At 71.1% G+C, this 11813-nt stretch carries 7 protein-coding genes; 2 read left to right on the forward strand and 5 right to left on the reverse strand.

Features of this window, described 5'->3' with window-relative positions; genetic code table 11:
• Window positions 1-63: 63 nt before the first annotated feature.
• The 3 genes from ACWD35_RS14580 to ACWD35_RS14590 form a co-directional block, all read right to left on the reverse strand.
• A complete protein-coding gene (locus tag ACWD35_RS14580) occupies window positions 64-1527 on the reverse strand; it encodes a glutamate synthase subunit beta (RefSeq protein WP_451351551.1) in 1464 nt (487 codons plus the stop codon).
• On the reverse strand, window positions 1520-6115 hold the full coding sequence (gene gltB, locus ACWD35_RS14585; protein ID WP_451351737.1) for a glutamate synthase large subunit: 4596 nt from the start codon (window positions 6113-6115) through the stop codon (window positions 1520-1522). Before gltB ends, ACWD35_RS14580 begins: the two co-directional genes overlap by 8 nt.
• Before the next feature lie 402 nt (window positions 6116-6517).
• Complete coding sequence (locus tag ACWD35_RS14590) at window positions 6518-7249, reverse strand: VIT1/CCC1 transporter family protein (RefSeq protein WP_451351552.1); 732 nt, start codon at window positions 7247-7249, stop codon at window positions 6518-6520.
• 293 nt (window positions 7250-7542) lie between these two features.
• Between ACWD35_RS14590 and ACWD35_RS14595 the strand changes: the two genes are divergently transcribed.
• Together ACWD35_RS14595 and rbsK are read left to right on the forward strand one after the other, a co-directional pair.
• Entirely contained in the window at window positions 7543-8937 is a 1395-nt protein-coding gene (locus tag ACWD35_RS14595; RefSeq protein ID WP_451351553.1) for an ADP-ribosylglycohydrolase family protein, read from the forward strand.
• A complete protein-coding gene (rbsK, locus tag ACWD35_RS14600) occupies window positions 8934-9833 on the forward strand; it encodes a ribokinase (protein ID WP_451351554.1) in 900 nt (299 codons plus the stop codon). Before ACWD35_RS14595 ends, rbsK begins: the two co-directional genes overlap by 4 nt.
• 91 nt (window positions 9834-9924) lie before the next feature.
• Here the strand turns inward: rbsK and lgt are convergent, their stop codons facing one another.
• Window positions 9925-10914 carry a prolipoprotein diacylglyceryl transferase gene (lgt, locus tag ACWD35_RS14605; RefSeq protein WP_451351555.1) on the reverse strand — a complete coding sequence of 330 codons (990 nt, stop codon included), beginning with the start codon at window positions 10912-10914 and terminating at the stop codon, window positions 9925-9927.
• A gap of 82 nt (window positions 10915-10996) precedes the next feature.
• Window positions 10997-11770: a DsbA family protein gene (locus ACWD35_RS14610; protein WP_451351556.1), complete on the reverse strand. Its 774-nt coding sequence runs from the start codon at window positions 11768-11770 to the stop codon at window positions 10997-10999.
• Window positions 11771-11813 lie beyond the last annotated feature (43 nt).

Below are 11813 nucleotides of genomic sequence, written 5' to 3' on the forward strand. Positions count from 1 at the left end.
ACATGGCGGGCAGGCGTCGTCTGTGTTCCGCACGCCGTTGTGCGGGACGTCTTTGAGGGGCCGTCAGACCGCCAGGGAGCGGTCCGTCGGGCGGATCGGGGCCGGCAGGTCGCTGGCTCCGGTCAGGAAGCGGTCGGCGCCACGGGCGGCCGAGCGGCCCTCCGCGATCGCCCACACGATCAGGGACTGGCCGCGGCCGGCGTCACCGGCGACGAACACTCCCGGCACGTTCGTCTGGAAGTCGGCGTCGCGGGCGATGTTACCGCGCTCGTCGAGGTCCAGGGCGAACTGGTCCACCAGGCCGTTCTCCCGGTCGGTGCCGGTGAAGCCCATGGCCAGCGTCACCAGCTGGGCCGGGATCTTGCGCTCGGTGCCCGGCTTCTGGGTCAGCTTGCCCTCGACGAACTCGACCTCGGCCAGGTGCAGCCACTGCACGTTGCCGTCCTCGTCGCCCTCGAAGTGGGTGGTGGAGGCGGAGTAGATCCGCTCGCCGCCCTCCTCGTGGGCCGAGGTGACCTTGTACAGGATCGGGAAGGTCGGCCAGGGCTGGTTCGTCGGGTGCCGGTCCTCGTTCGGGCGGGGCATGATCTCCAGCTGGGTGACGGAGGCCGCGCCCTGGCGGTGGGCGGTGCCCACGCAGTCGGCGCCGGTGTCACCGCCGCCGATCACGACGACGTGCTTGCCCTCGGCCGAGATCGGCGCGGTGACGTAGTCGCCCTCCTGGACCTTGTTGGCCAGGGGCAGGTACTCCATCGCCTGGTAGATGCCCTTGAGCTCGCGGCCCGGCACCGGCAGGTCGCGCGCGGTCGTGGCGCCGGCGGCGATCACGATCGCGTCGTACCGCTTCTTCAGGTCGCGGGCGTTGATGTCGCGGCCGACCTCGACACCGGTCCGGAAGCGGGTGCCCTCCGCGCGCATCTGCTCGATACGGCGGTTGATGTGCCGCTTCTCCATCTTGAACTCGGGGATGCCGTAGCGGAGCAGGCCGCCGACGCGGTCCGCGCGCTCGTACACCGCGACCGTGTGGCCCGCCCGCGTGAGCTGCTGGGCGGCGGCCAGGCCGGCCGGGCCCGAGCCGATGACCGCGACCGTCTTGCCGGACAGGCGCTCGGGGATCCGCGGGGCGACGTCCCCGGTCTCCCACGCCTTGTCGATGATCGAGACCTCGACGTTCTTGATGGTGACCGGCAGCTGGTTGATGCCGAGCACGCACGCCGACTCGCAGGGAGCCGGGCACAGACGGCCGGTGAACTCCGGGAAGTTGTTCGTCGCGTGCAGGCGCTCGGAAGCCGCGGCCCAGTCCTCGCGGTAGGCGTAGTCGTTCCACTCGGGGATCAGGTTCCCCAGCGGACACCCGTTGTGGCAGAACGGGATGCCGCAGTCCATGCACCGGCTGGCCTGCTTGCTGATGATCGGCAGCAGGGAGCCGGGGACGTAGACCTCGTTCCAGTCCTTGACGCGCTCACCGACGGGACGGGACTCGGCGCCCTCGCGGCCGTGGTTCAGGAAGCCCTTCGGGTCAGCCATTGATCGCCGCCTCCATCATCTTCTCGGTGATCTCGGTCTCGGAGAGACCCGCTCGCTCGGCGGCGTCCTTGGCGGCGAGCACTGCCTTGTACGTGCTGGGGATGATCTTGCTGAACCGGGCCGCAGCCGCGTCCCAGTCGGCGAGCAGCTTCTCGGCGACCGTGGAGCCGGTCTCCTCGGCGTGGCGGCGCACCACGTCGTGCAGCCACTGCTTGTCCGCCGCGTCCAGCGCCTCGACCGATCCGGCGTTGCCGACGTTGACGTTGTCGCGGTCGAGGTCGATGACGTAGGCGATACCGCCGGACATGCCGGCCGCGAAGTTGCGGCCGGTCTCGCCGAGGACCACCGCGCGACCGCCGGTCATGTACTCGCAGCCGTGGTCGCCCACGCCCTCGGAGACCACCAGCGCGCCGGAGTTGCGGACGCAGAACCGCTCACCGGTACGGCCGCGCAGGAACAGCTCGCCGCCGGTGGCGCCGTAGCCGATGGTGTTGCCCGCGATGGTCGAGTACTCGGCGAGGTGGTCGGCCGCGCGGTCCGGGCGGACGACGATCCGGCCGCCGGACAGGCCCTTGCCGACGTAGTCGTTGGCGTCGCCCTCCAGGCGCAGCGTGACGCCGCGCGGCAGGAACGCGCCGAAGGACTGGCCGGCCGAGCCCGTGAAGGTGATGTCGACGGTGTCGGCGGGCAGGCCCGCGCCGCCGAACTTCTTCGTCACCTCGTGGCCGAGCATGGTGCCGACCGTGCGGTTGATGTTGCGGATGGCGACCTGGGCGCGCACCGGCTGTGCGGCGGTGGCGTCCGGGGCGGCCAGCGCGTCGGCGGCCAGCTTGATCAGCTCGTTGTCCAGCGCCTTCTCCAGGCCGTGGTCCTGGGCGACGATCTGGTGGCGGACCGCACCCTCGGGCAGCGACGGCACGTGGAAGAGCGGCTCCAGGTCCAGGCCCTGCGCCTTCCAGTGGTCGACGGCACGGGTGACGTCGAGCGTCTCGGCGTGGCCGACGGCCTCCTCGATGGAGCGGAAGCCCAGCTCGGCGAGGATCTCGCGGACCTCCTCGGCGATGAACCGGAAGAAGTTCACGACGTACTCGGCCTTGCCGGCGAAGCGGTCGCGCAGGGTCGGGTTCTGGGTGGCGATGCCGACCGGGCAGGTGTCCAGGTGGCAGACGCGCATCATCACGCAGCCGGAGACGACGAGCGGCGCGGTCGCGAAACCGAACTCCTCGGCGCCGAGCAGCGCGGCGATGACCACGTCCCGGCCGGTCTTCAGCTGGCCGTCGGTCTGGACGACGATGCGGTCGCGCAGGCCGTTGAGCAGCAGGGTCTGCTGGGTCTCGGCGAGGCCCAGCTCCCAGGGACCACCCGCGTGCTTGAGCGACGTCAGCGGGGAGGCACCCGTACCGCCGTCGTGACCGGAGATCAGCACGACGTCCGCGTGCGCCTTGGACACACCCGCCGCGACCGTGCCGACGCCGACCTCGGAGACCAGCTTGACGTGAATCCGCGCCTGCGGGTTCGCGTTCTTGAGGTCGTGGATCAGCTGGGCCAGGTCCTCGATGGAGTAGATGTCGTGGTGCGGCGGCGGGGAGATCAGGCCCACGCCCGGCGTCGAGTGACGCGTCTTCGCGACCCACGGGTAGACCTTGTGGCCGGGCAGCTGGCCGCCCTCGCCGGGCTTGGCGCCCTGGGCCATCTTGATCTGGATGTCGTCCGCGTTGACGAGGTACTCGGAGGTGACGCCGAAGCGCCCGGAGGCGACCTGCTTGATGGCGCTGCGCCGCGCCGGGTCGTACAGGCGCTCCGGGTCCTCGCCGCCCTCACCGGTGTTGGACTTGGCGCCCAGCTGGTTCATGGCGATGGCGAGGGTCTCGTGCGCCTCCTTGGAGATGGAGCCGTACGACATGGCGCCGGTGGAGAAGCGCTTGACGATCTCGCTCGCCGGCTCGACCTCGTCGAGGGAGATCGAGGGGCGGTCGGACTTGAAGCCGAACAGGCCGCGCAGCGTCATCAGGCGCGCGGACTGCTCGTTCACACGCTCGGTGTACTTCTTGAAGATGTCGTAGCGGCCGGTGCGCGTGGAGTGCTGGAGGCGGAAGACCGTGTCCGGGTCGAACAGGTGCGGCTCGCCCTCGCGGCGCCACTGGTACTCGCCGCCGATCTCCAGCGCGCGGTGCGCGGGAGCGATGCCGGAGGCCGGGTAGGCCTTGGCGTGGCGGGCGGCGACCTCCTTGGCGATGACGTCGATGCCCACGCCGCCGATCTTGCTGGCGGTGCCGTTGAAGTACTTCTCGACGAAGGCGTCCTCCAGGCCGACGGCCTCGAAGACCTGGGCGCCGCGGTAGGAGGCGACCGTCGAGATGCCCATCTTGGACATGACCTTCAGGACGCCCTTGCCGAGGGCGTAGATCAGGTTGCGGATGGCCTTCTCGGGCTCGATGTCCGACAGGAAGGTGCCCGCGCGGACCAGGTCCTCGACGGACTCCATCGCCAGGTACGGGTTCACGGCCGCGGCGCCGAAGCCGATCAGCAGGGCGACGTGGTGGACCTCGCGGACGTCGCCGGCCTCGACCAGCAGGCCCACGTGGGTGCGCTGCTTGGTGCGGATGAGGTGGTGGTGGACGGCCGCGGTGAGCAGCAGCGAGGGGATCGGCGCGTGCTCGGCGTCCGAGTGGCGGTCCGAGAGGACGATCAGGTGGGCGCCGTTCTCGATGGCCGCGTCGGCCTCGGCGCACATCTCCTCGATGCGCGCGGCCAGCGCCTCACCGCCGCCGGAGACCCGGTACAGGCCGGACAGGGTCGCGGCCTTGAAGCCGGGCATGTCGCCGTCGGCGTTGATGTGGATGAGCTTGGCCAGCTCGTCGTTGTCGATGACCGGGAAGGGCAGCACGACGGACCGGCAGGAGGCGGCGGTCGGGTCGAGCAGGTTGCCCTGCGGGCCCAGCGAGCTGCGCAGGGAGGTGACCAGCTCCTCGCGGATCGCGTCCAACGGCGGGTTGGTGACCTGCGCGAACAGCTGGGTGAAGTAGTCGAAGAGCAGACGCGGGCGCTCGGACAGGGCCGCGATCGGGGAGTCCGTGCCCATCGAACCGATCGGCTCGGCACCGGCCTTGGCCATCGGCGCGAGGATGACGCGCAGTTCCTCCTCGGTGTAGCCGAAGGTCTGCTGGCGGCGGGTGACCGAGGCGTGGGTGTGGACGATGTGCTCGCGCTCGGGCAGGTCGCCCAGCTCGATCTCGCCGGTCTCCAGCCACTCGGCGTACGGCGACTCGGCGGCGAGGGCCGCCTTGATCTCGTCGTCCTCGATGATGCGGTGCTCGGCGGTGTCGACGAGGAACATCTTGCCGGGCTGCAGGCGGCCCTTGCGGACGACCTTGGCCGGGTCGATGTCGAGGACGCCGACCTCGGAGCCGAGGACGACGAGGCCCTCGTCGGTGACCCAGTAGCGGCCGGGGCGCAGGCCGTTGCGGTCGAGCACGGCGCCGACCTGGGTGCCGTCGGTGAAGGTGACGCAGGCGGGGCCGTCCCAGGGCTCCATCATCGTGGAGTGGAACTGGTAGAAGGCGCGCCGGGTCGGGTCCATGGAGTCGTGGTTCTCCCACGCCTCCGGGATCATCATCAGCACGGAGTGCGGCAGCGAACGGCCGCCCAGGTGCAGGAGTTCGAGGACCTCGTCGAAGGAGGCGGAGTCGGAGGCGTCCGGCGTGCAGACCGGGAAGATCCGCTCCAGCTTCTCCTGGGGGCCGAACAGGTCCGAGACCAGCTGCGACTCGCGGGCGCGCATCCAGTTGCGGTTGCCCTTGACGGTGTTGATCTCACCGTTGTGCGCGACGAAGCGGTACGGGTGCGCGAGCGGCCACGACGGGAAGGTGTTCGTGGAGAAGCGCGAGTGGACGAGGGCGATCGCCGAGGCGAAGCGGCGGTCGGACAGGTCCGGGAAGAAGGGCTCCAGCTGGCCGGTGGTCAGCATGCCCTTGTAGACGATCGTGCGGGCGGAGAGGGACGGGAAGTAGACACCGGCCTCGCGTTCGGCGCGCTTGCGCAGCACGAACGCCGAGCGGTCCAGCGCGATGCCCGCGCTGGCGCCGTCGGTGACGAAGATCTGCCGGAAGGCCGGCATGGTGGAGCGGGCGGTGGCGCCGAGCAGTTCGGGGGCGACCGGGACCTCGCGCCAGCCGAGGACAGTGAGTCCTTCCTCGGCCGCGATCGTCTCGATCCGCGAGACGGCGTCCTCGGTGCCCTCCTCCGGGAGGAAGGCGATGCCTACCGCGTAGGAGCCCGCCGCGGGAAGGTCGAATCCGGCCACCTCGCGGAAGAAGGTGTCGGGCACCTGGGAGAGGATGCCCGCACCGTCGCCGGAGTCCGGCTCGGAGCCGGTGGCGCCACGGTGCTCCAGGTTGCGCAGAACAGTCAGCGCCTGCTCGACCAGCGCATGGCTCGCCTCGCCGGTGAGGGTGGCCACGAAACCGACGCCACAGGCGTCCTTCTCGTTGCGGGGGTCGTACATACCCTGCGCAGCAGGGCGAGCATCCATGAACGACCAGTTCTGGCCATTCGCGGAATGCTGGGACGGCTGGCGCGGCGTACGCATCGGCTCTCCCGTCGTCGTCATGTGGCAAGTGCTGTGCCGAGGGACGACGTTGGCCCTCTGCGTGGAGTGCAAAATTTCGTGCAGGTTACATGATGGAGTGATTCTCGGGAAGTGGATACCCCGTTCCAACATGCGGACACCGCGGGGTCGCGGCAGGGCGCCGTGGGGTCACGGCGGGGTGCCGCGCACAGGCGGCGGAAGTATGTGGAGGCCGTCCAGAACGAGATCGGTCGGATCGGTGTCCGTCGGCCCGAAGGGCCGGGGTGAGCTTCTTCGCTCACCCCGCGGAGGTGCGGCGGGCGTCATTGCCCACAGCGCTTACGGCTCATGCCCGGTGGCAAAGCAGTCGAAACCAGCGAGTAACGGGTACTTATGCGGCCCATCGCATAAGTACCGGTCGAGCTATCCTACGGCCGTTCCGAACAGGCCGCCCAGGAGAAATGTCACACCGGCCGCCGCACCGCCGAGCGCGAGCTGCCGCAGCCCGCTGTACCACCAGCTCCGCGCGGTCACCCTGGCCACGACGGCACCGCAGCCGAACAGCCCGGCGAGCGCGAGCAGCACGGCCATCCAGAGCGCGCCCGCCCCGAGCAGATACGGCAGCAGGGGCAGCAGGGCGCCGAGCGCGAAGGAGCCGAAGGAGGAGACGGCGGCGACCAGCGGCGAGGGCAGATCGCCGGGGTCGATGCCCAGCTCCTCGCGGGCGTGGATCTCCAGGGCCTGCTCGGGGTCCTTCGACAGCTGGCGCGCGACCTCCCGCGCCAGCTCCGGCTCGACCCCGCGGGCCACGTAGAGCGCCGCCAGCTCCCGCTCCTCGTCCTGCGGGTGCTTGCGCAGCTCGCGCCGTTCGACGTCGAGTTCGGCCTCGACAAGTTCACGCTGCGAGGCGACGGAGGTGTACTCACCGGCGGCCATCGAGAAGGCGCCCGCGGCGAGCCCAGCGAGACCGGTCAGAATGATCGCCTGCCGGCTCACCGAACCGCCGGCCACACCGGTCATCAGGGCGAGGTTGGAGACCAGGCCGTCCATCGCACCGAAGACGGCGGGGCGCAGCCAGCCGCCGTTCACATCGCGGTGCGTGTGGTTGTCACGGTGCGCCACGTGCAGCGCGGCCTCGGTGTCGAGGATGGCCATGAGGGGTCCCCCAGGAAAGCTTAGCCAAAGCTAACTTTGGACGAGTTCTACTTTTCAACAACGCCAAAAGTACGCCCATATTTTCTCCGCCGCCAGCAAGGAAAGGCTGGGCTAACCTGCGGCTTTACCTCTTCATGCCCCTTCGTGCCCCCTCTCGGGGGACACAGCCCCAAAACGTCCCCAACCGGCCCGGCCGGGGGGATGATTCGGTGCATGACGCCCACATGCACGACGCTCGAAGGAGACGACAGGAGCGGGTCCTCGCCCGCGTCCGAGCGGCCGGGGAGCCTGCCATGCTCCGCCTGAGCTGGGTCCAGCCGGAGGACCTGCTGGGCCATGAACTCCGCCAGGCCCGGCTGGACGGCCGCGAGCCGTCGGCGATCGAGGCGCGCTGGCGGGCGGCGGGCGGCCCCGACGCCCCGCCGACGGCGGGAGCGTCGGCGCACCGGGCATCCCGGTACCTTCGCCTGCTGGCGGACGACCTGCTGGACGAGCTGGCCGACCTGCCCAGCAGGCTGGCGGACGACGAGCCGACGGATCTGACGGCCATCAAGGCCGCCTGCCCCGACTGGCCCGCCGCCGGGTCCGCCACGGCCTCCGCCGCCCGGTCCGCCGCGGCCGTCTCCTCCGTCTCCCCCCTCGCCCTGGAGGCCGCGTGGCTCGGCCGGGCCGCCGGCTGCCTCCTCGGCAGACCCGTTCAGGCGCTCCCCCTGGACGGCATCCGCGCCCTCGCCCGGGCGGCCGGAGACCGGCCGCTGAGCACGTGGTTCACCGCGCAGGGCGTCCCCGGGGACCTGCTCGCCCAGTACCCCTGGAACCGCCGCTCGGCCGCCACCTCCCTCGCCGAGAACATCGACGGCATGCCCGAGGACGAGGACCTCGACCACACGCTCCTGGGCCTCCTGCTGCTCCAGCGGCACGGAAAGACCTTCACCACCGCGGACGTCGCCCGCCTCTGGCTCGACGAGCTCCCGCCCGGCCGCACCTCCACCGCCGAGCGCCTCGCCCACCGCAATCTGCTCTGCGGCATCGAGCCCCCGCACACCGCCCGCCACCGCAACCCGTTCCGCGAGTGGACCGGCGCCCTGATCCGTGCCGACGTCCACGGCTGGACCAACCCGGGCGACCCGGCCGCCGCGGCCGAGCAGGCACACCGCGACGCCGTCCTCACCCACACCGCGAACGGGGTCTACGCCGCGATGTTCACGGCCGCCACCCTCGCCGCCGCGGCCACGGGCGCCTGCGACGTCCACGCCTGCCTGCGCACCGGCCGCACGGTGGTCCCGCCCCGCTCCCGGCTGGCCCAGGCGATCGACCTCGGCATCCGGCTGGCCGGACAGCACGGGGACTTCGACGAGGTCGTGGACGCACTCCACGACCGCTACGCCGCCACCCACCACTGGCTGCACGCCCTGCCCAACACCGCCCTGATCGCCGCCGCCCTCACCCACGCGGACGGCGACTTCACCGGCTCCGTCTGCCGTGCGGTCTCGGGCGGCTGGAACACCGACTCCAACGGCGCGACCGCCGGGAGCATCGCCGGCCTGCTCGCGGGCGGACCGGCCGCGCTGCCCCACCACTGGCGGGCCCCGCTCAAGAACCGGCTCGCCACCACCGTCGCCGACTTCGACGGCACCGGCTTCGACGCCCTCGCCCACCTCACCCACCTGGAGGCGACCCGCCCATGACCCATATCGCCGTGCTCGGCAGCACCAACATGGACCTCGTCACCTACGTCACCAAGGCGCCGCAGCGCGGCGAGACCGTGACCGGACGGGAGTTCCGCACGATCCCCGGCGGCAAGGGCGCCAACCAGGCGATCGCCGCGGCCCGCGCCGGCGCCACCGTGTCGATGATCGGCGCGGTCGGCAACGACTCCTTCGGCGTGCGGCTGCGCGACACCCTGGAGCACTCCGGTGTGGACACCGACTTCCTGCGCACGGTCGAGGGCCCCTCCGGCACCGCGCACATCGTGGTGGACGACGAGGGCGGCAACTCGATCGTCGTCATCCCCGGCGCGAACGGCACCGTCGACCACCTCTCCCCCGGCGACGAGGGCGTCCTCGCCTCCGCCGACGCCCTGCTGCTGCAACTGGAGATCCCCATGGCCGCGGTCGTCGCGGGCGCGCGGGCGGCGCGCCGGCACGGCGTCCGTACGGTCCTCACCCCGTCCCCCGCCCGGCAGCTGCCGACCGAGCTGCTCGCCGCGACCGACCTGCTGGTGCCGAACGAGTACGAGGCGATCACCCTCACCGGCCGCACCGACCCGCGCGAGGCCGCTGCCGCCCTGCTGGAACTGGTCCCGGAGGTGGTGATCACCCTCGGGGCGACGGGCAGCCTGTACCTGGCGCGGGGCACCGAACCCCTGGTGGTGCCGGCGCCCCAGGTGAAGGCCGTGGACTCCACGGGTGCGGGCGACACCTTCGTCGGTACCCTCGCCGTCGCCCTCGCCGAGGAGAAGCCGGTACGGGAGGCCCTGTCCTGGGCGGCAGCGGCGGCGTCCCTGTCCGTGCAGCGGGAGGGCGCGTCGGCGTCCATGCCGTACCGGCCGGAGATCGAGGCGCAGTACAGCAGTCACGGGTGACCGCGCCCGCCAATGCCGAGGGCGCCCGTCCGCTTCGATGTGCGGCTACCGCCGCGCGGCTCCGGGCGCCCTCAGTGTCGTACAGGCAGCGTCAGCTCTTCTTGGTCGCCGACTCGGCCTCGTCCTGTGGCTCGGCCGCCTCGGGCTCGGCCTTCTCTTCGTCCTTCTCGTCCTTCGCCTCGGTACCGGTCTCCTCGGCACCGGCCTCACCGTCGGAGACGGTCTCGGTCTCACCGCCGGAGGCAGCCTCGGCGGCACCGTCGGCGACGCCCGGCTCGACCACGGTCTCCCGGCCCGGACGCAGCTTCGAGGACACCACGATGTACGTCACCGCCAGCAGGAACACGACCAGCGCGGTCCAGTCGTTGAGGCGGAGGCCCAGGATGTGGTGGGCGTCGTCCACGCGCATGTACTCGATCCAGCCGCGGCCCACGCAGTACGCGGCGACGTACAGCGCGAACGCCCGGCCGTGGCCCAGCTTGAAGCGGCGGTCGGCCCAGATCACGAGGAGGCCGACGCCGACGCACCACAGGGACTCGTAGAGGAACGTCGGGTGGTAGTAGCCGGGCACCCGGCCGCCCTCGGAGGAGGTGATGTGCAGCGCCCAGGGAACATGCGTCTCGCGCCCGTACAGCTCCTGGTTGAACCAGTTGCCCCAGCGGCCGATGGCCTGTGCGAAGGCGATGCCGGGCGCGACGGCGTCGGCGTACGCGGGCATCGGGATGCCGCGGCGCCGCGCGCCGATCCAGGCGCCGAGCGCACCGAGCGCGATGGCGCCCCAGATGCCCAGGCCGCCCTGCCACACCTTGAAGGCGTCCACCCAGTCACGGCCGTCACTGAAGTACAGCTCGTAGTCCGTGATCACGTGGTAGAGCCGGCCGCCGACCAGGCCGAACGGCACGGCCCAGACCGCGATGTCCGCCACTGTGCCGGACTGGCCGCCGCGGGCGATCCAGCGCTTGTTGCCGAGCCAGACGGCGACGAAGACGCCGATGATGATGCAGAACGCATAACCGCGCAGCGGAATGGGACCGAGGTGGATCACCCCGCGCGACGGGCTGGGAATGTAGGCAAGTTCCATGGCAAGGTCGACGCTACCGTGCCGGGCCAGGGGGACGGCAAGCTGCCCGGCTACGGGTCGATAACGGGGACGCGAGAAACGCTTACCCGCGGTTGGCCGCCTCCACCATCTGCTTGAGCTTGGCCGGGGTCATCGTCTGGTCCTGGAAGATGTTCTTGCCGCCCAGCAGAACCGTGGGCGTGCCGGTGAAGCCGCCGGCCCGGAAGGCCGCGTTCGACTTGGTCACCCAGCTGTCGTGGGAGCCGTCCTTGACGCACTTCTGGAAGGCGGGGGTGTCCAGGCCGTCGACCTTGCCCGCCAGCTCGATCAGCTTCGCGTTGTCGGCGAAGGCGTCGTCGGTCTCCTTGGGCTGGTTCTGGTACAGCATGTCGTGGTAGTCGCGGAACTTTCCGGCGTCCTGGGCGCAGGCCGCGGCGTTGGCCGCGCGCAGGGAGCCGCTGCCGCCGAGGTTGCCGTCGATGAGCCGGACCAGGTGGTACTCGATTCTGAGCTTGCCGGCGTCGACCAGTTCGTGGAGTGTCGGGCGGTACACCGTCTCGAAGGCCTTGCAGGCCGGGCAGCGGAAGTCCTCCCAGACCGTGAGCGTCGGCTTGGCGCTGTCCTTGCCGACCGGGATCGCGAGGCTGTCCTTGCCCTGCGCGCCCGAGGGTGCCACGGCCGGGCCCGTGCTCTTGCTCTTCTCCTTGCCGGCGTTCGCGGCGACCACGCCGATCACCGCCGCGAGGCCCAGGACGCAGACCACGCCGGCACCCACGATCAGTGCACGCCGACGCTTCTCGGCGGCCTTCTGCTTCTCGCGCTCGACCGCCATCCGCTCCCGGGCGGTGCGCTTTCCGTCACGGTTCTTCTCGCTCACACCCCCAGAACGAACCGGGGAGGCGCAGCGCGCCTCCCCAGTC

It is taken from the genome of Streptomyces sp. NPDC002671, assembly GCF_053592475.1.

Excerpts from the sequence above, each read along its gene's own strand:
- ACWD35_RS14580 (WP_451351551.1), bottom strand. The coding sequence starts at position 1,527 with ATGGCTGACCCGAAGGGCTTCCTGAACCACGGCCGCGAGGGCGCCGAG.
- rbsK (WP_451351554.1), top strand. The coding sequence starts at position 8,934 with ATGACCCATATCGCCGTGCTCGGCAGCACCAACATGGACCTCGTCACC.
- gltB (WP_451351737.1), bottom strand. The coding sequence starts at position 6,115 with ATGCGTACGCCGCGCCAGCCGTCCCAGCATTCCGCGAATGGCCAGAAC.
- ACWD35_RS14595 (WP_451351553.1), top strand. The coding sequence starts at position 7,543 with ATGCTCCGCCTGAGCTGGGTCCAGCCGGAGGACCTGCTGGGCCATGAA.
- lgt (WP_451351555.1), bottom strand. The coding sequence starts at position 10,914 with ATGGAACTTGCCTACATTCCCAGCCCGTCGCGCGGGGTGATCCACCTC.
- ACWD35_RS14590 (WP_451351552.1), bottom strand. The coding sequence starts at position 7,249 with ATGGCCATCCTCGACACCGAGGCCGCGCTGCACGTGGCGCACCGTGAC.